Source organism: Nonomuraea zeae, from assembly GCF_005889725.1.
Lineage (GTDB): Bacteria > Actinomycetota > Actinomycetes > Streptosporangiales > Streptosporangiaceae > Nonomuraea > Nonomuraea zeae.
This window is the reverse complement of the sequence record NZ_VCKX01000135.1, coordinates 1-21,965: the sequence shown is the minus strand read 5'-3', so window position 1 is coordinate 21,965 and position 21,965 is coordinate 1. Positions and strand designations below refer to the sequence as shown.

Below are 21,965 nucleotides of genomic sequence, written 5' to 3'. Positions count from 1 at the left end.
GTGGCGGTCATGCCCGTTATGTGGGTGAGTTCACCAGGCTGTGGGCCGCATAGACCAGATAGTCCCAGAGCTTGGTCGCCTGGTCCTCGGTCAGATCGAGGGAGTCGACGGCGTCGCGCATGTGCCGCAGCCAGGCGTCTCGCTCCGGCTCGCCGATCACGAACGGCATGTGGCGCATGCGCAGCCTCGGGTGGCCACGCTCCTGGCTGTAGGAGTTGGGGCCGCCCCAGTATTGGATCAGGAAGCCCCGCAGCCGCTCCTCGGCGCCCGTCAGGTCGGGCTCCGGGTAGAGCGGCCGCAGCAGCGGGTCTTCCGCGACCCCCTCGTAGAAGCGATGCACGAGGCGCCGGAAGGTCTCCTCGCCCCCGACGGCGTCGTAGAAGGAGGTCTCAGTCACCCTCCTAGACTATGGTGTGCCGCGAACGGCGGCACACCATAGGGGTGTGCGCTGGGCGCAACACCATAGGGGCGCCCGGGGGCGCACACCGTGGGGGCGTCAGGCGCCGGCGACCATGGGGATGCCCGCGGCGTCGAGAGCGGACTTGACCCTGAGCCGCAGCTCCCTCGACACCGCGGCCTGCTGCGACGGCAGGGTCTTGACGCTGATGCGGAACACCAGCGAGCTGTCGGAGAGCTGCTCCACGCCGAACACCTGCGGCGGCTCCACGATCTTGGACTCGCGGAGCTCGGCGTCGGCCCAGGTCTCCTCGGCCACGTGCTCCAGCAGCACCCGCACGCCCACGACGTCCGCGTCATAGGCCACGGGGACGTCCATGTAGGCCCGCGACCAGCCCTGGGACTCGTTGCCGACCCGGGTGATGGTGCCGTTGCGCACGTACCAGACGCGGCCGTCCACGTCACGTAGTCGCGTGATGCGCAGGGTGACCGCCTCGACGGTGCCGACGGCGGCGCCCGCGTCGATCACGTCGCCCACGCCGTACTGGTCTTCGAGGAGCATGAACATCCCCGCGATGAAGTCCTTGACCAGCTCCTGCGCGCCGAAGCCGATGGCCACGCCGAGGATGCCGACGCTCGTCAGCAGGGGCGCGATGGGAATCGTCAGCCGGTCGAGCACGGTCAGCACCGCGGTGCCCAGGATGACGATGGACGCGACGTGCTTGAGCACCGACCCCATCGTCTCGGCCCGCTGCTTGCGCCGTTCGTGCAGCAACGCGTCGATGCCGTCGGTCACCGCGCCCTTGCGGAACCGGCTGGTGATCGAGCCACCCACGGCCGCGCGGTTGACCACCTTGACGATCAGCCGATGCGCGATGTTACGGACGACGAAGGCCAATATGAGGATCAGGACGATGGTGATCGCGCTGGCCACCAGCGGTGCCCAGGGTGCGTTGCCGAACATCCCAAACACCGTAGAGCAAAAGGAGTCTTTCTCGCAGTAACCTCCGATGTCCTGGGTCACCCTCTCCACGTCGAGGAGCCCCGACGACGGGGAAGCACTCGACGACGGAGCAACAGGTGGTGGCGACATTGTCACCAGCAGTAACACTGGGTAGATCCCCCTCCGGAAGCGGTTCGGTCGGCTGATTGGACCGTGTTTCGCTCCAAAAATACCGCCGACCGAACCGCCCGCCGTCACATCACGCCGGGGAAGACGGGGTCGCCGCTCTCTGGGCCGCGGAGGGAGAGAGCTGACGCTCCGATGACGGACGGCTCGGTGCGGGACACACACCCGGAAGCATGTCCCGTGCCGGTTCCGGGAGGGATCCCCCGAACACCCGCCTGGCGGACCAGGCGGGCGGCTCTACGAGTACGGCTCGTCTGCCGTACGGCTCAAGGTGGGAACCGGCGAAGTGGCCAGGGCTCCGGCAAACGGGAGACCCTCCGCACCGGCCACTCCGCCGGCTCCGTGGGGCCGCCGTGGGTGCGGTGACCCGTGGTGGCTGCGCTCCACCCGGATCACCACGTCATCATTCCCCCACGGCGGCTAGCACGCGTGCGACCTTCGTCGCGGCTCCAGCCGGATCGTCGGCCGTGTGCATCCGTTCGCCCCAGGACCAGCAGTACCACCAGTCCGGCAACTCGGCTGCCGTCGGCCGGCAGGTGACGTTCTCGGACAGGCTCGTGGCGTTCGGGTTGATGACCCGTACGAACCTCCGTCCGCTCTGGGTCTGGACCACTCGTGCGAGCAACCCACGGGCCCCGAGTTCAGACACGAGACGCTGCAGGTGCTCGAAGTTGTCGTCCCCCACCGTCCGTCCCTCCTCCAAGAATCGATGCTGGTGGGCCAAAGATGTCTCATGTCAAGGCGGGACGCAACGAGGCCCCCGCGCTTACAGGGAGTTGCTTCTCCCTCATGGGTTGTAAGAAACGCACCCTCGGAGGACGATCCTTAACCGTACGCTGAAGGAGGGCGTTTCCAACCTGTCGCCATTGGTCCATAGTCATGGGTAGTCGCACAGCGACATGAAGGCTACGCTGAGTCACCAGACGTGAACCGGTCGAGACATGTGTGAGAGGGGCCGGGATGACCGGCAGGCAGCACAGGGAAACGGAGATCGCCCGGCGGATCCGAGCCAAGGGCTTGGCCGCCGGGCGCACTTCCGCCCAGATAGCTGATGAGATCCACGAAGCGTGCACGGCCCACTTCAGCACGACTCGGATAAAGGCCCACCGGCTGTCCTACGGCATCGCGCTGGCCGACGTCATCGAACAGGTGAGAGCCCTGTTCGAACGCGACTCGAAGCCGATGCCGGGCATCGGGGAGACGCTGCTGTCCGCCTACGAGAGCGGGCTCAAACGCCCCGGCCCCGAATACCTCCACTACCTGTGCACCGTCTACCGGGTCGAGCCGATCGCCCTCGGCTTCGACGGGCCGTGCATCTGCGGCCACGGCCACCGGATGCCCGGAGTGCTGGGAGGCGACAACAAGGAGCGGCCGCTGTTGCCGACGCAGCGGGAGCTGCTGCTCCAGCCGATGGTCACCGAACCGGACGCCGAGGAGGACGAGAACATACTCCGCCGGACGTTGTTAAATCTCCTCAGCGTCGACAGCAAGCCCGCCGAGCAGCTCGACGGACCGGTGCTCGGCGCGTGCGAGGGCATCCGGCGCCGGATGGACGAGACGCTGGTGTCGGCCACGGTGTCGGCCGCGATGCTGGACGCGTGGGAAGAGGCGACGATCAGCTTCGGCCGCCAGTACACCACGACGGCCCCCCTGAGACTGCTGTGCGACGTGCTGCTGGAGCTGAGCGCCGTACGCACGGCCATGTCCCGCCGCCAGCCCATGGACCTGCAGGAACGCCTGTGCAGAATGGCGGCCCAGCTCGCCGGGCTGAGCGGCATGATCATGATCAACCTGGGCGACCACCGGCTGGCGCGCTCGTTCTTCCGCACCGGGCGCACGGCGGCGGACGAGACGGGCGACCGCGCGCTGCGGGCGTGGATCACGGCTCGCGAGTCGCTGGTGCCCCTCTATTTCGGCGACGCCCGCGAGGCACTCAACCTCGCCAAGAAGAGCCGCGACCTGGCCGGCTCCACGCCGTGCCCGGCCCAGGCCATGGCCCCGGTCGTCGAGGCCAGGGCGCTGGCCATGCTGTCGGGCACCGACAGCAAGAAGGAGGTCGTCGACCAGGCCAAGCGCGCGCTGGCCAGGGCCAGGAACGCTTTCTCCCACATGAAGAGCGAGGAGCAGGAGGACCTCGCCTTCGGCTACACCGAGCGGCAGCTCTACTTCTACCAGGGCGACGTGCTCACCAAGCTCGGCCAGACGATCGAGGCCGAGGTGGTGCTGGACCAGGCCCTGGGCAAATACGAAGACCACATCCTCGACCAGACGCTGATCAGGCTCGACCAGGCCCAGTGCCGTCTGATCGACGGCGACGTCAGCGAGGCGGTGAAGATCGGCGCGGACGCGTTGGCGATGGTCGGCGACGAGTATCTCACCGACTTCATCGTGCGTCCCGCCCTGGCCCTGGAGCAGGCGATCGTGGCCGCGGACGCGAGCGTCCCCGGTCTCGACCGCTACCGAGCCGCGTTGCGTCGGCCCAAACAGCCCCAACTGAAGGGGGGCGGTGCATGAAGCTGAAGATCCGGCGTTACCGCTGGTCTGATCTCGACACCATCCTCGCACTGCACCAGGTCTGCCTCGCCGAGGTGGGCCTGGTTCCCGGTGACGGGGTCTACTACGACGACGACTTCCCGCGCATCCAGGAGATCTACCTGGCCTGCGGGGGAGACTTCCTCGTCGGCACGGTGGGCTCCCGGGTCGTCGCCATGGGCGGGCTCAAGCCCGTCGACACGGGGACCGCCGAGATCTGCCGGCTCAGAGTCCATCCCGAGTTCCAGCGGCGCGGCTTCGGCGCGGCCATGCTCGTCGCCCTGGAACGGCGCGCGGTGGAGCTCGGCTTCCACTGCGTCAGGGGTGACACGACCCTCAACCAGGAGGCCGCCCTGGCCCTGTACGAACGCCAGGGCTGGCGAGAGCTCTCCAGGCAGCAGGTGGGTGACCTGATCGTCGTCTACGGCGAGAAGCGCCTGATCCCGCCCGCGGTCCTCGAGTCCTAGCCAGCTCCTTCCGACGGCCCCAAGCTCCCCCTCCTGGGGCCGCGTTTCCGGCTTTCCCCGGTGACCTCTCCCGGGACCCCCTCGGCGTGACCACACCGCCGCCACTCTCATCGTCACGGTGAGTGACGACCGCCCCGGCCGGTTTATCGGGCAGTCTTCGCCCAATGCCGGTGACGGATATGTGAGAAATGGGCAAGTATCGGCCTCTGGGGATAAGGATGTAGGGGCCTGCGGGTGAGGCTCTTACCACCGAGTTGTAGAGGACCATCACTGGCTGCTGACTGTACATCCATGGCTGCGAATCGTAGTGAGATGCTTTTGCCATGGCAGTCGTGCCCGATTCCCGACCCCTCCAGGGAGCCGTGCTTCTGTTGTTCGTCAGCGCCGCTTGGGGGTCGGCGTTCCCGCTGATGAAGGATCTCATCCACCGGTTACCTGTCGAGGATCTGCTCGCGGAGCGCTACCTGATCGCAGCCCTGACACTGCTGCTGCTCAGGCCGGCCAGCCTGCGAGGGCTGCCACGGGGGACGTGGGCCAACGGCATCCTGCTGGGGCTGATGTTCGGGATCGGCCAGGCGGGCCAGGCCGTGGCGCTGCACAGCCTGCCGTCGTCGGTGTCCGGCTTCGCCGTCGGGTGCAGCGTGGTGATCACGCCGATCCTGGCGCTCGTCCTGCACAAGACGAAGGTGCCGAAGCGGGTCTGGGCCGGGGTGGTGCTCGCGCTGGCCGGCATGACCGCCTTCACGCTGCTTCGCGGGGTGGAGGAGCACGAGGTGTCGGTGCTGGCCCTCGGCGTGACCCTCACCGCCGCGGCACTCTACTCCGGTCACACGCTGCTGCTCGCCCGGCTGACCAGCCGCGGGACGGGCTTTCACGCCTTCCCCCTGACCGTGATCCAGCTTTTCACCATCGGCCTGCTCACCGGCGCCGTCGCGGTGCGTGACGGCATCACGCTGCCGGCTACCGTCCCGGACTGGGGGATCCTGGCGCATCTGTCCGTGGTCTCGTGCGCGCTGGGCTTCCTGGCCCGCTCGTACGGCCAGGCGTACGTGCCCGCCGTGCCGAGCGCGATCCTGATGTCGTCACAGCCCGTGTGGGTGGCCGGGATCGCGGTGATCTGGTTCCAGGAGCAGGTCGGCTGGAGCATGATCGTGGGCGGCGGGCTGATGGCGGTCGCGATGCTGCTGGCCGTGCCCGAAAGGGCCTCGATGGGGAAAGGCCGCAGGCGTGGCAACGGGGAGGTGCTCGCGGTGGCGGCCAGGGCCGCCAAGGCGCTGGCCGACCTGCGGGTCAAGCGTGAGGAGGAGTCGGTGCGGCCCGACGGCGGGGGAGTGCCCTATCCGGCCAAGGGCGCCTGCGTCGACACCGGGTCGTGCCCCTGGCACACCCGCTCCCTCAAGGGCGGCGGCGAGCCCAGCCTTGAGCGGCTGATCGACCGCGCCTCGGTCATCGTCCGCGCCAGGAACCTGCCGGGCCCCGGCTGCTGCCGGTCGGTCACGCTGCTCGGCCGCTGCCTGTGCGATCTCATGGAGGAATCCGGGCAGGACGGAACGGCGGCTTTGCACCGCTGGTTTCGGTCCCAATAGGTTAGATATCCCAATCAAAAGGCAAGTGCTTCTTATCCATTAGCCTCCCACTTATTCGCCATAAATCTTGATATTCGGTGGAGTGCCCTAATAATAGTTAATTAACCCCAAGTGGAGAGGTTCGTCATGAAGCGCATCGTTGTCCGCAAGCCTGGAACGGCAAGGCTCGCCGGGACCTCCAGCGTCATTCACAAGGGGTGACTGAGGAGAGGTCCCACCTCAGAGTCCAGGGTGAACCACCCGCGAGATGGGGGGCCGCGCGGCTGCTGATGCCACTGATCGACGGGCATCGGCGGCCACGCGGCCCCTACACTGTCGCGGCCGCCCTGCTGCGCCACCTGGTGCCGCAGGCCATGGAGCGAGCGGGCAACCTGGTGGCCGCCCACGGCATCGAGATCAGGGCCGCCGCGCCGGAGCTGGCCGGGCTCGTCCCCGCCAGGCGGGCGCCGATCGAGGAGAGCCTGCCGGAGGACGAGCGCATCCTGGTCCCCGCGCCCCGCCGTACGCTGCGGCTGGCCAACGGGCTCACGGAGTTCGTCCGCGACGTCGTGCGCCCCGGGCGGGCGATCGCCGTGTGCAACGTCGCCGAGACCGACCCCACGGACACCGAGCTGCTCGAGGTGATGACGCGGCGCATCCCGGCCACCACGCTCACGGTCATGCTGTACTCGGGCGGCCCCAAGCCGCCTCCCGACACCCGCGACCCCGACGAGCTGTGGGCCGTGGTGGACCGCTGCACCAATGAGGGGTTCCTGCACGCCATCGTCGAGCTCGGGGAGCTGGGCATGGCGCGTACCGAGCCGGGGGGCGCGCGGTGGTGGCGCTTCGCCCAGCGCACCGCGACCGCGCTCGGCGGGCTCGGCCGCGTCTCGGAGGCCCGCGCGGTGTGGGACCGGGTACGCGAGACCAGCCAGGATCCGGCGATGCACGCCGCCAGCGCGTACGGCACCGCGATGCTCGACGCCCGCCACCCCGACCCGGCCCGCCGCGACCTGACCAGGGCGCGGGCCTGGATCAACGAGGCCATCGCCATCTCCGGCCTCCTGCGCGACCCCGCCGAGCGGGCCTTCAAGCTGGGCTTCGACCGCAACGGCCTGGCCCTGATCGAGCTGCGGCACGGGCGGCTCGGCGCCGCGCTGTCGCTGGTCGAGTCGGCCCTGGAGCTGGCGCGCGAGCTGGGCGGGCGCCATCCGCTGCACCGGATGGTGCTGCTGGCCAACCGGGCCCAGCTCCTGGCCGCGCTGGGGGACACCAAAGAGGCGCTGGAGGACTACGCCGCCGCGATCGCGCTGAACCCCGGCTTCCCCGACTACTACCTGGAGCGGGGGAACCTGCTGGCCAAGCTCGGGCAGCACGAGGAGGCGCTGGCCGACTTCGAGCAGGCCGTCCGGGTGGGGCCGCCGCTGCCGGAGGCGCACTACAACCGGGCGGAGCTGTGCGCGGTCCTGGGCGACGCCGAGTCGGCGCTCGCCGATCTGGGCCGGGTGATCGAGCTCGACCCCTCCTACCTGGACGCCTACATCAATCGTGCCGGACTGCTGGCCGCCGCCGAACGGGACGAGGAGGCCAGGGCGGACGTCGCGGCCGGGCTCGCCCTGGATCCGGGCAACGCCCACCTGCTCACGGTGCTGGGCCAGGTCGACACCGCCGCGGGCCGGCTCGACGAGGCCCGCTCGGCGCTGGACCGGGCCGTGGACCGCGCGCCCGGCCTGGCCGCCGCCTGGGGGAACCGGGGGGTGCTGCGGTACGCGGCGGGCGACCTGGCGGGCGCGGCCGAGGACCTGACGCGGGCCATCGAGCTCCAGCCGGACGCCGACCTGTACGCCAACCGCGCGGTCGCCTACCGGGCCCTGGGCCGTGGCGCCGAGGCGGAGGCCGACGAGCATCGGGCGGACCGGCTCTCCTGATGGGACCATTGGTCCATGAGGGGGCGAATGGGGAGAGCTGCCCTGACGTGCGCGGCTCTGGGGGTGCTGTGGTGGGCCACCGTGCGCCTGGCGTGGACCGGGGTCGGGTGCGAGGACTGGGGTTGCCTGGTGCCCGCCGTCGGGATCGTGGTGGTGGTCACGGTGGTCCTGTTCGCGGGGGCCGCGTACGCGCTCGAACGGGTGTCCGTCCGGCCGGGGCGGCGGGTGGCGCTGGCGGCGGCCGGGGTGCTAGTGGTGTTCAGGCTGGTGGGGGAGGCGCTGCCGTCGTGGACGTCCGAGTTCGCCCACGCGGTCATGGCGGCGGTGACCTTCGCGGGGGCGGGTGGCCTGGCCGCGTTCCTGACGGAGCCGGGGGTGGCGCGGCGCTGGAAGACGGTGACCACGCTGGCGCTCGTGGGGCTGCTGCCGCTCGCGTTCTTCGTGTCGTGGGCCAGGTTCGGGGCCTGACACCCGGTTGAGCCGGAGGCATGTCCCGGTATACGGAACATGCCGCCGGAGGTGCGGTCATCCGGCCCAACTCCCGATTCGCGCGCCCGTTTCACCGCCGCGCTGGTATGAGCAGGGTCTTGCCGGTGACCGTGCGGGCCTCGATGGCGGCGTGCGCCTCGGCGGCGGACTCCAGCGGGAGCGTGGCGCCGATCGTGGGACGCAGGCGGCCGGCCGCGGCCAGGGCGAGGGCTTCCCTGGACAGCTCGCGCAGGTCCGTCCACGGCCAGGCGACCGCCGTCACGCGCGCGTCCGGCTTGGTCATCGGTCCGCCCGCCATGCCGTACACGCTCAGGCGGCCCTTGTCCTTGAGCGTGTCCTGGGCCGCCGCGCCGACGTCGCCGCCGACGCCGTCGAAGACCACGTCCATGCCGTCCGAAGCGGCGCGTACCTGGGCGGTCCAGCCGGGGGCGGTGTAGTCGACGGTCAGCTCGGCGCCCAGGGCCGTGGCCAGGTCGCGCTTGGCCGCGTTGCCGGCCGCGCCGATCACGCGGGCCCCGGCGTCGCGGGCGAGCTGCACGAGCAGGCTGCCCACGCCGCCTCCGGCCGCCAGCACCAGCACCCACTCGCCCGGCTGCGGCGCGGCGGCCCGCGCCAGGCCCACCGCCGTGCGCCCGTCGGCCAGCACCGCCACCGCGACCTCCGGCGATAGGCCGTCGGGGATGCGGATGAGATCGCCGGCGCTCGCCACCGCCAGCTCCGCGTAACCCCCGTAGCCGCCCAGCGTGCTGACCACCCGCGTGCCGATCAGCGCCGGGTCCACGCCGTCGCCCGCCGACACCACCGTGCCCGCGACGCCGTTGCCCAGGATCGCGGGCAGCTCGGCCCGGCGCGGGCCGCGGTCGGCGCGTACCTGGGTCTCCACGAACGTGATGCCGGCCACCGACACCTCCACCACCACCTGCCCCGGACCGGCAACCGGATCGGGCACCTCCTCGACGACCAGGGACTCCGGCCCGCCGTACCGCCTCAGAACCACTGCACGCATGATCCACCTCGCTTTATCGGAGCGATCTGCTCCGTTAGTAGTTTAGCGGAGCGATGGGCTCCGCAATATCCTTGACCGCATGGCGAAACGCGGCCGGCAGGCCGAGGCGGCGCGCAACGACCTGGCATTGCTGCAGGCGGCGCACGAGGTGTTCACGACGCAGGGCTTCGACGCGCCGGTGTCGGCCATCGCCAGGCAGGCGGGCGTCGGCATGGGCAGCCTCTACCGCCGCTACCGCACCAAGGAGGAGCTGCTCCAGCGCCTGTGCGTGATCGCCATGGAGCGGGCGGTCGAGGCCGCGGAGGCGGGTCTGGCCGAGCCCGATCCGTGGGGCGGGCTGGCGCTCTACGTCCGCTCCTGCGTGGGCTTCCGGTCGGGCGCGCTGGCGCCGGTCGCGGGCACCATCGAGGTGACCGACGAGATGTGGCGCACCGCGCGCAGGTCCGAGGAGGCGATCGGCCGGCTGGTCGCCAGGGCGCACGAGACGGGCGCGCTCAGGGGCGACGTGACCGAGCTCGACCTCGCGCTGCTCATCGAACAGTTCAGCCGCCCCTTCCCCGGCCCGGCCGGCCCGGAGAACCAGCAGGTCAAAGAGCGCCTGCTGGCCATCGCGCTCGACGGGCTGCGCGCGCCGGGCGTGACCCCGCTGCCCGGCGACCCGCCGAGCGTGGCGTGGTACGAAGCGCGCTGGGGAGCCTCCCCGTAGGTCTACGGTTGGGGACGTGGGCTTCAACGGGCTGCTATACGATCTTGATCACGGTGCCAGCGTGCAGGCCGCGGGCATCAGGCGCGGCTATGGCGGACCGCCGGCCCGTGCGGTGAGCGTCAGCGTGGGCATGACCCGGCTGCGCTGCGCCTCCCTGCTCAAGCCCCTGTACGCGTGGGTGAGCGCCGACCGCTTCACCGACACCGACCGGTGGCGCCGGCACGCCGAGCCCGCCGTGGTCGTCTCCTCCAACGCCGACACGCTCAACCTGTGGCTGGTCGCCGGCCCCCGGGTCATTCTCGACGACCTCTACCAGCGCACCGGCGTCGCCTGGTCGCCGCCCAACGGAGATCCGTCGCGGTTCGGGTCCGTGGAGGTCGCGGCCGAGGAGGTGGCGATCGCCTACGCGGTGCTCGCCCAGTCCGCCTCCGCGGGCGATCCCATCGCGGGGATCATCCTGGAGTGGATGCGGCAGGTCAGCACGGAGCAGGCGTTCGGCGTCCGCGAGGCGATCGGCTCGCCGGAGGCCGCGGTCAAGTGCGGCTGGTACGGCGCCCCCGACGAGACCTGCCTGCGTACGCACGCCGTCGCCGTCCTGCCGAGGGGCGGCACCAGGACCACCGTCATCGTCGGGATGACCGCGCTGCCCTACACCGACGGGCACGAGCGGGAGGTCTACCGGGACCGGGTGGCCCAAGGGCTGTCCGTGGAGCCGGAGCACGAGAAGGTGGCGGGCACGCTGCTGCGCGGGCTGATGACGACGGCCCTGGCCGAGCTGGGCCACTCCCGCTGAGCGCGGGCGGTCAGTCCCACAGGGGGAGCGGCCGGCCCGCGCCGTCCGCGAGCGCGGCGGCATAGAGGGCCTGGGCGGCGGCCACGTCCTGGACCGCGGTGCCCGTGGAGTCGAAGACCACGATCTCCTCCGCGCTCTGCCGCCCCTTCACCGCGCCCAGGACGACGTCGCCGAGCTCGCTCCTGACCGGGGTGCCCGGCCGGTGGTGCAGCTCGCCCACCTCGGCGCACTGGTGGGTGACGTCCGTGACGAGGGCCGCGCCGGCCAGCAGGTCGTCGTGGAGCTCGCGCTTGCCGGGGGCGTCCGAGCCGACCGCCGCCACGAGCGTGCCCGGCCGCACGTCCCGGAGGCCCAGGTACGGGGTGGTGGCGGGGGTCAGGGTCACCACGACGTCCGCCTGCCCGGCGGCCTGCCCCGGCTCCCTGGCGGCCTCCGCCCGGTGCTCGGCGGCGAACCGTTCGGTTTTGGCCCGGTCGCGTCCCCAGACGATGACGCGCTCGATCGGGCGTACCGCGCGGATGGCCGCGATGTGGTCGGCGGCCTGGGCGCCGGTGCCGAGCACGGCCAGGGTGGCGGCTTGGGGGAGCGCGAGGTGGCGGACCGCCACCGCGGTCGCGGCCGCCGTGCGCAGCCGGGTGACCGTGGCCGACTCCAGGATCAGGAGAGGCTCCCCGTTCGAGCCGTCGAACAGGGCGATGACGCCCGCGATGCTCGGCAGGCCCAGGGTGGCCGGGCGGTCGTAGAAGCAGGCGCCGATCTTGACGGCGACCACGCCGCCCAGGCCGCTCGCCTTGATGTGGAACTCGCCGGGCGGGCTGTCCAGGTGGGCCAGGCGGCTGGGGAGGGTCTCGCCGCGGGCGTAGGCTGCGAAGGCCTGTTCGATGAGGTCGATGTAGGCGGGGGCGGGGAGGAGGCGTTCGACCTCGGACTGTGTGAGTGCGAGCACGTCTCCATATTTCCCGATTTTTCCTACTAAAGGTAAGGGTTTCTATGCGATTCACCGTTTTGGGGGGTTGCGGAGCCTGGCCCGCGGCCGGTCAGGCGTGCAGTGGGTACGTGGTCGAGCACGAGGGCTTCCGGATCCTCATCGACCCCGGCTACGCCACGCTGCCCCGGCTGCTCACCTGGATGCGGGCCGACGAGGTGGACGCGGTGCTGGTCAGCCACGGCCACCCGGATCACTGCGCGGACCTGAACCCGCTCCTGCGCGCCCGCGTCCTCGGCGACCCGCCGGCTCCGGCGCTGCCGGTCTACGCGCCGCCGGGAGCGCTGGACGCCGTGCTGGCGCTGGACCAGGCGCGCATGCTGGCCGGCGGCTTCGAGGTGCACGACCTGACGCCCGGCGTGCCGTACGAGCTCGGGCCCTTCCGCCTGGACGCCTTCGACCTGCCGCACCACGTGCCCAACGCGGGGATGCGGCTGAGCGACGGCGGCCGGGTGCTCGCCTACACCGGGGACACCGGCCCGGCCGCCGAGCTGGTGAGGCTGGCCGAGGGCGCGGATCTGCTGGTGGCGGAGTCGACCTATCCGGAACGGGTGCCGGAGGAGGACGCCCCCTACCTGTCCAGCGCGCGGGACGCGGGGCGTACCGCGGCGGCGGCCGGGGTGACGCGCCTGCTGCTCACCCACCTGTGGCCGGACACCCCGGAAGCCCCTGCGCTGGCGGCGGCCGCGGAGTCGTACGCGGGCCCGCTGGCCGTCGCCTCGCCAGGCGTCACGGTGGACCTGCCCTGAGCCGGCCGCGGTCAGCGGGACGTGAGCTGCTCGATGACTTTCGCCAGCTCCGGCGGCTGGACCCCTTCGGGCAGCTCCTCGGCCCATTCGTAGCCGCGGAACGACGCGCGTTCCTCGTCGGTGAGCTCCCCCGGATCGACGTCCGGGCGCGCCTCGTCGAACCTGGCGAGGTAGAAGGGCTCGGTCTTGAGATAGCGGACCCCGTACCAGCAGAAATCCCGCTCGACCGCGACGAAGCCGTCCAGCACCGCCGCGCCGGGCAGCCCCGTCTCCTCGGTCAGCTCCCGTCTGGCCGCCTCCAGCGGCGTCTCGCCGGGGTCGAGCCCGCCGCCCGGCGGCTCCCAGACGTCCCTGCCCGCGATGGGGTCGTACCAGTGCATCAGCAGAACCCGGCCGTCGCGGTCGAGGCAGACCACGCGCGCGGCGGGGCGGTCGCTGCTCGTCGCGGTGCTCTCCGTGGCGCTCATGGGCTGACGCTATCGGGCGGCGGCCCCCGTCAGGTCAGCCGCTGGGCACGTGGTTGCGCAGGCGCAGGTCATCGGGGAAGGGCGAGAAGTACGACTGGTCGCGGACGTATTCGGCGGCCTCGCCACGGGCGTGGTGGCGCAGCAGCGTGGTGGGCACGCTCAGCGGCACCAGGCCCGCCCGGTAGGAGTCGATGACCTCCACCAGGTCGGCCCGCCTGGTGGGGTCGAGCGCGAGCATGCCCAGGCAGTGCTGCAGCACGTTGACGTTCCTGCCGACGGTGGCCCTCGTGGCGAGCGTCCGCTGGAACACCTCGGCGTAGTCGGCGGCCACCTCGGCGGGGGGCCGCGTGCCGGCCGCGGCCACCACGCGCCCGGCCTGGCGGTAGAGCTCCGGATCGTGGGCGAGCAGCTGCATCTTGTGCCGCGAATGGAAGGCGACCAGGTCGCGTGGCCGCCAGTCGCCGCTCAGCAGCGCGCGCAGCCTGGCGTGGGCGAACACGCGCTCCACGAAGCTCTCGCGCAGCAGCGCGTCGTGCAGCCGCCCTTCGTCCTCCACCGGCAGCAGCGGATGGCGCTCCATGACGGTCCCGGCGAACAGCCCCTGCCGCCGCCGATCGACCGGCGGCCCGTCGTCGCGGTAGAGGGGCACGCCGTGGATGCCGCAGGTGGGGCTCTTGGCCTTGAACACGTAGCCGTCCACGTCGAGGGTGGCCGCGCGCCCGACGGCCAGCGCCGTCATGCGGTCGGTCAGGTCGACGCGGGTCGTGCGGGTCATCAGGCGCGGCCCGCGCGGCGAGCTCTCCTGGCGCAGGGTCTCGCGGGGCGTGCCCAGGCCCGCCTCCATCTCGGGGCAGATGGGCACCCAGTCCACGTACGGGTCGAGCACACCGGACAGGAACCGGTCGCGGCTGTGCCCGCCGTTGTAGCGGACGGGCTCGCCCAGCAGGCAGCTGGACACCGCCAGCCGGGGACGCACGTCCGGGCTCCCCGTCGTCCCAGCGTTGGCGATCACACCTTTCATTGCACCTCCGAGGTGCCCGAACAGGCAACCAAGGCCGGGAAGATCACTACCTACGGCTGCTCATTCCTCGGCGAGCACCAGCGACAGGAGGCCGGGGAAACGGTCGTCGAACTCCGCGCGCCTGAGCCGGTTGAGCCGGCGGGCGCCTTCGTCGCGCTGTTCGAGCAGGCCGACGTTGCGCAGGACGGAGAAATGGTGGCTGAGCGTGGACTTGGCCACCGGCAGGTCGTTGAACGTGCCGCAGGCGCGCGTCCAGTCGGGCACGCCGGCCAGCTCGCGCACGATGCGGCGGCGGATCGGGTCGCCCAGCGCGTCGAGCGCGCCCTGGAGCGAGACCTCCAGCGCCGAGGTGTGGGTCAGATTGCGGGCCCTGTTCGACTGCGGTCGAACATCAGAGTATTGTTCCATCTCAGTCGAACATTCTACGCGAGGGGAGAGCGCCGTGCAGATCGGGCGCGTCGGAGTATGGCATCCCATGGTCGGCAAGGCTCCCGCCGAGGAGGGGCGGCGGGCGGCGGCGCGGATCGAGGCGCTCGGCTACGGCTCGATCTGGGTCAACGAGGGCTGGGGCAGCAAGGAGCCGTTCGCCGCGGCAGCCATCCTGCTGGCGGCCACCGAGCGCATCACGCTCGGCACGGGCATCGCCAACCTCTGGGCCCGCGACGCCACTGCCATGGCCGCCGCGGCGGTGACGGTGGCCGATGGCCATCCGGGCCGGTTCCTCCTCGGCGTCGGCGTCAGCCACGGCCCCCTCGTCGCCCGCCGAGGTCACGACTACACCAAGCCGCTGACCGCGATGCGCACCTATCTCGACGCCATGGACCAGGCCTACAAGATCCTGCCCAAGGCCGAGTTCCCGACGCTGCTGGCCGCGCTGCGGCCGAAGATGCTGGAGCTCTCGCGAGAGCGCGCGGGCGGCGCCCACACCTACTTCGTCCCGCCCGAGCACACCGCGCAGGCCCGCGCGATCCTCGGCGCGGACCGCCTGCTGATCCCGGAGCAGGCGGTCGTGCTGGAGTCCGACCCCGCGCGCGCCCGCGCGATCGCCCGCACCCACATGGCCTACTACCTCACCTTGCCCAACTACCTCAACAACCTGCGTGACCTCGGCTACACCGACGCCGACTTCGCCGTCGGGGGCAGCGACCGCCTCACGGACGCCATCGTCGCCTGGGGTGACCCGGCCGCCGTCGCCGGCCGCGTCCAGGCCCACCTCGACGCCGGCGCCGACCACGTGGCGCTCCAGCCGCTCTCCCCGGAAGTCCCCGACCTGGCCGACGCCCTGGCCCAGCTGACCCGCCTGGCCCCGGCACTCGGCCTGTGATCGTCGATCACCTCTTCATCGCGCCGTCGGTGATGGCGTCGGCCGCCTCGCCGATGGCCACACCGACGATCTCGAGGCGGCGCACGAGCTCCCGCTCCTTCATCGCGTCCGGCGTGACCTCCCCGGAGAAGATCCGCGAGATCTCGTACTGATACATCCGCCTGATCGCGCCGCCCGCCTTCTTCGCCTCCAGCGCGTCGTGCACCACCACGGAAGGGCGGGAGGCGAGGTCGCGGACGGCGTTCTCCAGCGCGTCGATGCCGACGATCACCTGGTCGAGCAGGGGGGTGAAGCGAATCTGGTCGGGCACCCGGTAGAGGTGCGACTCCCGGACGAAGTCCCGCAGGGAGTCCAGCACGTCGTCGATCGAACGCGACAGGCGGAACAGGTCCTCGCGGTCGATCGGGGTGACCAGGGCGGACTTGAGCTCTTCGATGAGCCGGGCGCGTTCCTCGTCGCCGAGGTGCTCGATCGAGCGCATCTGCTCGTGCGCTCCCGTCCGGCCGACCTCGCCCCCGATCATGGCCATCGCCAGCCACGCACCCTCCTTCGTGGCCTGGAGCTGCCCGAGCAGGGCATCGGTGAGCGCGCTGTCCATGCGGCCGGTCATGAGATCCCGGATCCGCCGCAGGCGCTTCATCGTCCTGCCGCCTTCGAGGCGCAACGACGCTTCACGCTCGCCAGTCCTTTCATGTGAGTTCCATGATCACGAACCCGTGCACGAGCAGCGCCAGCCCGCACCCCAGCAGCGCGCTCGCGGGCAAGGTCAGCAGCCAGGCCGTGACGATCTTGACGGCGGCGTACCAGCGGACCCGGCCGCTGCCCTGCGCCACGCCCGCGCCGATCAGCCCGCCGGCGACGGCCTGGGTCATGCTCACCGGCATGCCGGCGGCGGCGCAGCCGATCACCGCCGTGCCCGCGGCCAGCTCGGCCGCGACCCCGTGCGCGGGCCGGGAAACGATGATCTCGCGGCTGAGCGTCCGCCCCGCCTTGGGCAGGCCGTACAGGGTGCCGATCCCGAACAGCACGGCCACCAGCGACGTGTACGTCAGCGGCGCCTCGGAGAAGCCGAACGTGATCATGAACACGGCCAGCATCTTCTGCCCGTCGTTGGCCGCGTAGGCGAGGCTCTGCAGCAGGAACCCGGCCCAGTGCCAGCGCGGCAGCCCCCTGGCCGTGGTCATCACCACCAGCACGCGGATGAGCACCCAGGCCACGAGCCCGCCCACGACGGGCGCCGCCAGCCCGAACGCGAGCACCAGCCCGACCTGCCCGGCCGAGACCGGCAGGCCCCAGCCCAGGCCCGCGCCGGTGAGGCCGCCGACGATGGCCAGGGTCAGGCTGGTCGGGCGGCCGATGGCGCCGAGCCAGGCCACCACGGCCAGCGACGAGATCACCGCGATCGTCATCGCGACCTTGCCGCCCGGCTCGTCGAAGGTGGCCAGCCTGGTCACGAACGTCCGGGCCACGTGCTGCGTCACCAGCGGCACGAGCGCAACCAGGACCACGAGTGTGAGGATGCCGGTCGCCGGGCGGACCGTGGTGAGCTTGAGGCCGGTCGCGAGAAGGGCGCCGCCGTCGTTGACCCCGGACACGACCGCGAACAAGCCGGCGACCACGATCAGTACAGCGGTTTCCAACGGCACGTGCTCCATCCCCGTCCGCCCGGCCCAGGCGGGACGCGTCCGATCCAGCGACAGCCCTTGTGGGGGGATCACGGCTGTGGCCACGACAAACGTTCGTGCGTGATGACCAATAACTACCCAAGATCGGGTGAATGATGGCCAAGGATCCGCAACCGATCGGTGAGCCGGCCCTGTCTCCCGGGCCCCGCGCCCGCCGGGCTCGCACGTCTCGTCGTCTTCAGGCCGAGTGCTCTCGGGCCCGGCCGGCGGCCTGTACTCTGCCCAGATCAGCCACAAGGCGCCCGACGACCCCACGCCCGTGAGAGTGAAGGCATGACCAGCCCCGCCGAATACGTCCTGACCCTGTCCTGCCCCGACCGGCCCGGTGTGGTGGCCGCCGTCTCCGGCCTGCTGGCCGGGCACGGTTGCAACATCATGGAGAGCCAGCAGTTCGGCGATCCGGTGGGGCAGCGCTTCTTCATGCGCGTGCAGTTCGCGGGCTCGCTGGGGGAGGACGAGCTCAACGCGGCGTTCGCTGGGCTCGCGCCGGACTTCGCCATGGAGTTCAAGCTGCGCGACGTGGCCAGGAAGCCGCGCGTCCTGATCATGGTCAGCCGGTTCGATCACTGCCTCAACGACCTGCTCTACCGGGTCCGGTCGAAGTCGCTGGCCATCGAGATCGTCGCCGTCGTCTCCAACCACCCGGACCTGCGCCCGCTCACCCAGTCGTACGGGATCGACTACCACCACCTGCCGATCACCCCTGAGACCAAGTCCAGGCAGGAGAGCGAGGTGCTGGCGCTGGTCGAGCACTATCAGGTGGACCTGGTGGTGCTGGCCCGCTACATGCAGGTGCTCTCGGAGGACCTCTGCGAGAAGCTGGCGGGACGGGCCATCAACATCCACCACTCGTTCCTGCCGTCGTTCAAGGGCGCCAAGCCGTACCACCAGGCGCACAACCGCGGCGTCAAGCTCATCGGCGCCACGGCCCACTACGTGACCTCCGACCTGGACGAGGGGCCGATCATCGAGCAGGAGGTGGCCAGGGTCAACCACAGCCACTCGCCCGAGGACCTGGTGGCGATCGGGCGGGACGTGGAGTGCGTGGCCCTGGCCAGGGCGGTCAGGTGGCACGCCGAGCAGCGCGTGCTGCTGGACGGGCACAAGACCATCGTCTTCCCGCGCTAGACCACCCGCCGTTTCCGCGAGCCCGCCTCCGCGAGCCCGTCTCCACGAGCCCGTCTCCACGAGCCCGTCTCCACGAGCCCGTCTCCACGAGCCCGTCTCCACGAGCGCGTCTCCACGAGCGCGCCTCCTTACCCCCGCCTTCGTAAGCCCGTCTCCACAGGCCCGCATCCGAACGGTTGGCCCCGCTCACCTTGGCCCCAGCTCCGGTCACCCGGCTCCGGTCACCCGACCCTCGTCGCCCGGTCCTCGTCACCCGCGCGAGCGGTCGCCGGGCAGGGCACCGCTAAGTAAACGCGTGGTGACGGTTGGTTGGGGCGGGCCGTCGGTGGCCAAGGACGTGGTGACGGTCGGGGGACAGGGATGTCGCTCGGCCGAAGTGCGATGGGGTTGTGTGGGGACGGGTCGTCACTCGGCCACGCATGGCGACAGTCGTACAGGTCGGTCGTTGACCGCCCGACGCGTGCCGACGGCCGTGGGGGCGAGGCATCGTCCGGCCGAGGTGTGATCCGGCTTGTGTGGGACGACATGTCGCTGGCTGAGGTGCAGAGGGGGGCGGGGACGAACAGGCGGGTCGATCGGCGCGGGCCGAGGGGGCGAGTGGCGTGGGCCGAGGGGGCGAGTGGCGTGGGCCGAGGGACGTCGCCGAGGCGCGTTGCGGCAGGCCGAGGCGGATTGGCGGCTGCCCGCGCGCGGCGCTGCTTGGCCAAGGCACGTGTGGCACGTGTGGCACGTGTGGCACGTGTGGCACGTGTGGCACGTGTGGCACGACTGGCCCGTTGACGACCTGTCGGCGATCTGTCGATGACCCGTCGACGGTCGCCGTGTCAGTGGTCGATGGCGCCCACCAGCAGCGGGCCCTGGAACAGTAGCTCGGCCGTGAACTCCACCCCGGTCAGCTTGGCCGCCAGCGCGAACGCTCGGGCGAGGCCGTTGTTGGACATGTCCTCCCACCGTGCCTCCCAAGCATCGTCATCGACCTCCTCGGTAGGCAGCCCGACCTCACGCATGAGGTCGGCGAGCCGATTCGGATCGCTCCCGTGCCGGTCACTGGGCATGATCGGCCGGAAGCTGGTGACGACGGTGCCGTCGATCGCGTAGCTGAAGTCGTCCTCCGCGTAGTCGTGCCGCCCGACGGTCACCACCTCGCTGCTCTTGGACAGCCGCGACAGCACCTCCCCGAGCGTCGCCTCCCAGCCCCACAGCTCGACCGCGACACACCACTCACCGGCCGGGATCGCGGCGACGTGACCTCCGCCGTCACCGCCGTCGGTGGCTTGCACGAACTCGAAGACCTTCTCGTCCAGCTCGGCGAAGGTCATCTCCTGTCCTGGCGGCCCGGCCGGTCCGAAGCGGCGTAACACCTCGGCGGGCTCCAGCCCGCGGAAGAAGGACACGCAGTAGATGTCGCCGAGCGGATTGTCCGCGTCTGCGTCCGGGGCCTGTAGCCAGCGGAACTGGGCGAGAGGATCGGTCGTCATGCCGCCTGATACTGGCAAACGCCACCGACAAAACCGCGGCCTCAGCCCCGCCGCTGCCAGGCCGGGACCAGTAGCGCGCCCAGCCGGTGATTTCGGCCAGCCCTCGTCACCTCGGCCAGCCCTCGTCACCTCGGCCAGCCCCCATAAGCTCGGCCCAGACCCTGGCACCTCGGTTCAGCTCCGCCTACCTCGGCCGAGCCCTCATGAAGTCCAGCCCGGCTCCGGCTGCCTCGGCCTGGTCTGGCTGCCTCGGTCCAGCTCCGGCTGCTTTGGCCCAGCCCGCTGTCTTGGCCTGGTCTCGGCTGCCTCGGCCCGGCTCCCGCCACCTCGGCCCGGCAGCTGCGTCGGCCCAGCCCCCGCCGCCTCGACCCAGTTCCGACTACGTTGGCTCAGACCGCGCTAAGCTCGGCCGACCCCAGCCCACCTTGGCCCGGTCTCTACCGCCTCGGTCCAGTTCCGCTAACCAGCCGATACGGTGACGAGCAGCTTCCCGCGCACGTGCTCGTGCGCCAGATCCGTATAAGCCCGTACGCCCTCGTCCAGGTCATACCGCCGCGTGACGGTGTCCGGCAGCACGCCCTTCACGGCGAGTGCCCCCACCTCCTCCAGATCCCCGGGCCGGGCCTTGGTGTAGACGGTCTCGAACCCGGAATCCGGGCCGGGGCCGGGGAAGGCGATGTTCAGCAGGCGGCCGCCCGGTCGCACGGCCCGCGCCGCGGCAGGCAGCGACGTTCCCGGAAGGGCCAGGTTGACCAGGGCGTCGACACCTTCGGGATGGCGGCGCAGCGTCTCATCGGTCACCTCCACCGAACGGTAGTCGATCACCTCCGCCGCCCCGAGCCCGCGCACGTAGCCCTCGTCCGCTGGAATCGCGGTGGCGATCACATGCACGCCACGCGCCGCGAGCAGCGGCACCACGGCGCCACCCACCCCGCCCGCGGCCCCGATGACCAGCACCTTCGTGCCCGCCGTGAAGTCCCAGGCGCGCAGCAGGGGCAGCGCGGTTAGGGCCGCCGTCGGTAGCGCGGCGGCCTGCCCGGCGGCCAGACCGGCCGGAAGATGCGCCAGGGCAGGCGTGTCGGCCTCGAACAGCGCGTACTCGGCCATCGTCCCCGTCGTGAACGAGGGCGGCATGGCGGCCACGCTCGCCATGCTCCCGGCCGAGCGCACCAGGCCGAATCCGAAGATCTCGTCCCCGGGCGCGAAGCGTTCCACACCCTCGCCCGTACGCGTGACCGTACCGGCGAAATCGCCCCGGAGCACGTGCGGGAACGTCAGCGGGGCCGCTTCCCTGAACACCCCGCTCACCAGCCTGAGGTCGGCCGGGTTGAGGCCCGCCGCCGCGATCCGTACCTGGATCTGGCCAGGACCCGGCACCAGGACCGGTACGTCCGTCAGCTCCAGCAGCTCCACCCCGCCATATCCCCTGGCCACCAGCGCCTTCATGTGCCCTCCTCCAAACCGAACGCAATAACCGGACCGTCCGGTCATGTTGGCAGCATAATATGACCGGGTGGTCCGGTTGCGATAGGGTCGGGTTCGTGGGGAAGATGCGGGCCGATGCCGTACGCAACCGGCGGTTGCTGCTCGACGCCGCCGCAGCCGAGTTCGCGGAGCACGGGACGGAGGTGTCGATCGCCCGTATCGCGGCCAGGGCGGGGATCGGCAAGGGCACGGTGTTCCGGCATTTCGCCACGAAGGAGCAGCTCTTGGCCGCGATCTTCGGTGACCAGCTCGACCGGCTCTCCGACGCGGGCGAGGCGCTGCTGGGGAGCGCGGACGCCGGCGGGGCGCTGCTGGCGTTCATGGCGGAGGCGGTCGAGCTGCAGTGCGCCGACCGCTCGTTCTGCCAGGCGGTCACCGCGAGCACCCGCCAGGATCCGGAGATCAGGGCCGCGAGCGACCGGCTGGTCGGGGTCGCGGACGCGCTCACGGCCAACGCCAGGCAAGCCGGGTCCGTACGCGGTGACGTCACGGGCCACGACATCGTGCTGCTGATCAACGGTGTCTCGCAGGCGACGGCACCCTTGGGCGACGCGGTGCCCGGCATCTGGCGGCGCTACCTCGGCTTGGTCTTCGACGGCCTGCGCCCCGAGGCTGCCCACCCGCTTCCCGTG

23 protein-coding genes are annotated in these 21,965 nt (G+C 71.2%); 11 read left to right on the top strand and 12 right to left on the bottom strand.

Annotation, left to right across the window (positions count from 1 at the left end; all coding sequences use genetic code 11):
* Nucleotides 1-16: 16 nt before the first annotated feature.
* The 3 genes from ETD85_RS34765 to ETD85_RS34755 form a co-directional block, all read right to left on the bottom strand.
* Nucleotides 17-397: a globin gene (locus tag ETD85_RS34765; protein ID WP_138694057.1), complete on the bottom strand. Its 381-nt coding sequence runs from the start codon at nucleotides 395-397 to the stop codon at nucleotides 17-19.
* 99 nt (nucleotides 398-496) lie between these two features.
* The gene (locus tag ETD85_RS34760) at nucleotides 497-1,360 is read right to left on the bottom strand and encodes a mechanosensitive ion channel family protein (RefSeq protein WP_240779624.1); all 864 of its coding nucleotides are present in this window, start codon (nucleotides 1,358-1,360) and stop codon (nucleotides 497-499) included.
* Between the two features lie 568 nt (nucleotides 1,361-1,928).
* A complete protein-coding gene (locus ETD85_RS34755) occupies nucleotides 1,929-2,210 on the bottom strand; it encodes a hypothetical protein (protein WP_138694055.1) in 282 nt (93 codons plus the stop codon).
* Between the two features lie 275 nt (nucleotides 2,211-2,485).
* Between ETD85_RS34755 and ETD85_RS34750 the strand changes: the two genes are divergently transcribed.
* The 5 genes from ETD85_RS34750 to ETD85_RS34730 all read left to right on the top strand — a co-directional run bounded on the left by ETD85_RS34750 (nucleotide 2,486) and on the right by ETD85_RS34730 (nucleotide 8,485).
* The gene (locus ETD85_RS34750) at nucleotides 2,486-4,039 is read left to right on the top strand and encodes an NsdA family TPR-like regulatory protein (RefSeq protein ID WP_138694054.1); all 1,554 of its coding nucleotides are present in this window, start codon (nucleotides 2,486-2,488) and stop codon (nucleotides 4,037-4,039) included.
* Nucleotides 4,036-4,524, top strand: coding sequence for a GNAT family N-acetyltransferase (locus ETD85_RS34745; protein WP_138694053.1), 489 nt, complete (start codon nucleotides 4,036-4,038; stop codon nucleotides 4,522-4,524). Before ETD85_RS34750 ends, ETD85_RS34745 begins: the two co-directional genes overlap by 4 nt.
* A gap of 362 nt (nucleotides 4,525-4,886) precedes the next feature.
* The gene (locus ETD85_RS34740; RefSeq protein ID WP_170246994.1) at nucleotides 4,887-6,110 is read left to right on the top strand and encodes a DMT family transporter; all 1,224 of its coding nucleotides are present in this window, start codon (nucleotides 4,887-4,889) and stop codon (nucleotides 6,108-6,110) included.
* Nucleotides 6,111-6,379: 269 nt separating this feature from the next.
* Nucleotides 6,380-8,017 (top strand): tetratricopeptide repeat protein, encoded by a 1,638-nt coding sequence (locus ETD85_RS34735; RefSeq protein ID WP_138694051.1) that lies wholly within the window; start codon nucleotides 6,380-6,382, stop codon nucleotides 8,015-8,017.
* Between the two features lie 27 nt (nucleotides 8,018-8,044).
* Entirely contained in the window at nucleotides 8,045-8,485 is a 441-nt protein-coding gene (locus ETD85_RS34730) for a hypothetical protein (RefSeq protein WP_138694050.1), read from the top strand.
* Nucleotides 8,486-8,576: 91 nt separating this feature from the next.
* Here the strand turns inward: ETD85_RS34730 and ETD85_RS34725 are convergent, their stop codons facing one another.
* Nucleotides 8,577-9,512 (bottom strand): zinc-binding dehydrogenase, encoded by a 936-nt coding sequence (locus ETD85_RS34725; RefSeq protein WP_138694049.1) that lies wholly within the window; start codon nucleotides 9,510-9,512, stop codon nucleotides 8,577-8,579.
* Between the two features lie 79 nt (nucleotides 9,513-9,591).
* Between ETD85_RS34725 and ETD85_RS34720 the strand changes: the two genes are divergently transcribed.
* Nucleotides 9,592-10,218 carry a TetR/AcrR family transcriptional regulator gene (locus ETD85_RS34720; RefSeq protein ID WP_206058977.1) on the top strand — a complete coding sequence of 209 codons (627 nt, stop codon included), beginning with the start codon at nucleotides 9,592-9,594 and terminating at the stop codon, nucleotides 10,216-10,218.
* Between the two features lie 16 nt (nucleotides 10,219-10,234).
* On the top strand, nucleotides 10,235-11,011 hold the full coding sequence (locus tag ETD85_RS34715) for a hypothetical protein (protein ID WP_138694048.1): 777 nt from the start codon (nucleotides 10,235-10,237) through the stop codon (nucleotides 11,009-11,011).
* Between the two features lie 10 nt (nucleotides 11,012-11,021).
* On the opposite strand, the gene ETD85_RS34710 is transcribed toward ETD85_RS34715, so the two are convergent.
* Nucleotides 11,022-11,957 (bottom strand): ornithine cyclodeaminase family protein, encoded by a 936-nt coding sequence (locus tag ETD85_RS34710; protein WP_170246993.1) that lies wholly within the window; start codon nucleotides 11,955-11,957, stop codon nucleotides 11,022-11,024.
* Nucleotides 11,958-12,001: 44 nt separating this feature from the next.
* On the opposite strand from ETD85_RS34710, the gene ETD85_RS34705 reads away from it, so the two are divergent.
* Nucleotides 12,002-12,745, top strand: a complete 744-nt coding sequence (locus ETD85_RS34705) for an MBL fold metallo-hydrolase (RefSeq protein ID WP_138694046.1) — start codon at nucleotides 12,002-12,004, stop codon at nucleotides 12,743-12,745.
* Nucleotides 12,746-12,756: 11 nt separating this feature from the next.
* On the opposite strand, the gene ETD85_RS34700 is transcribed toward ETD85_RS34705, so the two are convergent.
* From ETD85_RS34700 to ETD85_RS34690, 3 genes are all read right to left on the bottom strand, one after another.
* Complete coding sequence (locus tag ETD85_RS34700) at nucleotides 12,757-13,212, bottom strand: NUDIX hydrolase (protein ID WP_138694045.1); 456 nt, start codon at nucleotides 13,210-13,212, stop codon at nucleotides 12,757-12,759.
* Nucleotides 13,213-13,246: 34 nt separating this feature from the next.
* Entirely contained in the window at nucleotides 13,247-14,224 is a 978-nt protein-coding gene (locus ETD85_RS34695) for a YbgA family protein (RefSeq protein ID WP_240779622.1), read from the bottom strand.
* A 69-nt stretch (nucleotides 14,225-14,293) separates the two neighbouring features.
* Nucleotides 14,294-14,641 carry an ArsR/SmtB family transcription factor gene (locus ETD85_RS34690; RefSeq protein WP_138694043.1) on the bottom strand — a complete coding sequence of 116 codons (348 nt, stop codon included), beginning with the start codon at nucleotides 14,639-14,641 and terminating at the stop codon, nucleotides 14,294-14,296.
* Between the two features lie 34 nt (nucleotides 14,642-14,675).
* Here ETD85_RS34690 and ETD85_RS34685 point away from each other — a divergent pair, with 34 nt between their 5' ends.
* On the top strand, nucleotides 14,676-15,557 hold the full coding sequence (locus tag ETD85_RS34685) for a TIGR03620 family F420-dependent LLM class oxidoreductase (protein ID WP_170246992.1): 882 nt from the start codon (nucleotides 14,676-14,678) through the stop codon (nucleotides 15,555-15,557).
* A 7-nt stretch (nucleotides 15,558-15,564) separates the two neighbouring features.
* On the opposite strand, the gene ETD85_RS34680 is transcribed toward ETD85_RS34685, so the two are convergent.
* Both ETD85_RS34680 and ETD85_RS34675 read right to left on the bottom strand, forming a co-directional pair.
* Nucleotides 15,565-16,197, bottom strand: a complete 633-nt coding sequence (locus tag ETD85_RS34680) for a DUF47 domain-containing protein (RefSeq protein WP_138694041.1) — start codon at nucleotides 16,195-16,197, stop codon at nucleotides 15,565-15,567.
* A 49-nt stretch (nucleotides 16,198-16,246) separates the two neighbouring features.
* Nucleotides 16,247-17,197: an inorganic phosphate transporter gene (locus ETD85_RS34675; protein ID WP_138694040.1), complete on the bottom strand. Its 951-nt coding sequence runs from the start codon at nucleotides 17,195-17,197 to the stop codon at nucleotides 16,247-16,249.
* Between the two features lie 318 nt (nucleotides 17,198-17,515).
* Between ETD85_RS34675 and purU the strand changes: the two genes are divergently transcribed.
* Nucleotides 17,516-18,370, top strand: coding sequence for a formyltetrahydrofolate deformylase (purU, locus tag ETD85_RS34670; protein WP_138694039.1), 855 nt, complete (start codon nucleotides 17,516-17,518; stop codon nucleotides 18,368-18,370).
* An 824-nt stretch (nucleotides 18,371-19,194) separates the two neighbouring features.
* On the opposite strand, the gene ETD85_RS34660 is transcribed toward purU, so the two are convergent.
* Together ETD85_RS34660 and ETD85_RS34655 are read right to left on the bottom strand one after the other, a co-directional pair.
* A complete protein-coding gene (locus ETD85_RS34660; protein WP_138694037.1) occupies nucleotides 19,195-19,848 on the bottom strand; it encodes a DUF6461 domain-containing protein in 654 nt (217 codons plus the stop codon).
* Nucleotides 19,849-20,307: 459 nt separating this feature from the next.
* Nucleotides 20,308-21,294 (bottom strand): NADP-dependent oxidoreductase, encoded by a 987-nt coding sequence (locus ETD85_RS34655; protein WP_138694036.1) that lies wholly within the window; start codon nucleotides 21,292-21,294, stop codon nucleotides 20,308-20,310.
* Nucleotides 21,295-21,398: 104 nt separating this feature from the next.
* On the opposite strand from ETD85_RS34655, the gene ETD85_RS34650 reads away from it, so the two are divergent.
* On the top strand, nucleotides 21,399-21,965 hold a 567-nt coding region (locus tag ETD85_RS34650; protein ID WP_138694066.1), incomplete at its 3' end, for a TetR/AcrR family transcriptional regulator.

Excerpts from the sequence above, each read along its gene's own strand:
- purU (WP_138694039.1), top strand. The coding sequence starts at position 17,516 with ATGACCAGCCCCGCCGAATACGTCCTGACCCTGTCCTGCCCCGACCGG.
- ETD85_RS34700 (WP_138694045.1), bottom strand. The coding sequence starts at position 13,212 with ATGAGCGCCACGGAGAGCACCGCGACGAGCAGCGACCGCCCCGCCGCG.
- ETD85_RS34655 (WP_138694036.1), bottom strand. The coding sequence starts at position 21,294 with ATGAAGGCGCTGGTGGCCAGGGGATATGGCGGGGTGGAGCTGCTGGAG.
- ETD85_RS34745 (WP_138694053.1), top strand. The coding sequence starts at position 4,036 with ATGAAGCTGAAGATCCGGCGTTACCGCTGGTCTGATCTCGACACCATC.
- ETD85_RS34750 (WP_138694054.1), top strand. The coding sequence starts at position 2,486 with ATGACCGGCAGGCAGCACAGGGAAACGGAGATCGCCCGGCGGATCCGA.
- ETD85_RS34760 (WP_240779624.1), bottom strand. The coding sequence starts at position 1,360 with ATGTTCGGCAACGCACCCTGGGCACCGCTGGTGGCCAGCGCGATCACC.
- ETD85_RS34720 (WP_206058977.1), top strand. The coding sequence starts at position 9,592 with ATGGCGAAACGCGGCCGGCAGGCCGAGGCGGCGCGCAACGACCTGGCA.
- ETD85_RS34660 (WP_138694037.1), bottom strand. The coding sequence starts at position 19,848 with ATGACGACCGATCCTCTCGCCCAGTTCCGCTGGCTACAGGCCCCGGAC.
- ETD85_RS34705 (WP_138694046.1), top strand. The coding sequence starts at position 12,002 with ATGCGATTCACCGTTTTGGGGGGTTGCGGAGCCTGGCCCGCGGCCGGT.
- ETD85_RS34725 (WP_138694049.1), bottom strand. The coding sequence starts at position 9,512 with ATGCGTGCAGTGGTTCTGAGGCGGTACGGCGGGCCGGAGTCCCTGGTC.
- ETD85_RS34730 (WP_138694050.1), top strand. The coding sequence starts at position 8,045 with ATGGGGAGAGCTGCCCTGACGTGCGCGGCTCTGGGGGTGCTGTGGTGG.
- ETD85_RS34735 (WP_138694051.1), top strand. The coding sequence starts at position 6,380 with ATGCCACTGATCGACGGGCATCGGCGGCCACGCGGCCCCTACACTGTC.
- ETD85_RS34680 (WP_138694041.1), bottom strand. The coding sequence starts at position 16,197 with ATGAAGCGCCTGCGGCGGATCCGGGATCTCATGACCGGCCGCATGGAC.
- ETD85_RS34690 (WP_138694043.1), bottom strand. The coding sequence starts at position 14,641 with ATGGAACAATACTCTGATGTTCGACCGCAGTCGAACAGGGCCCGCAAT.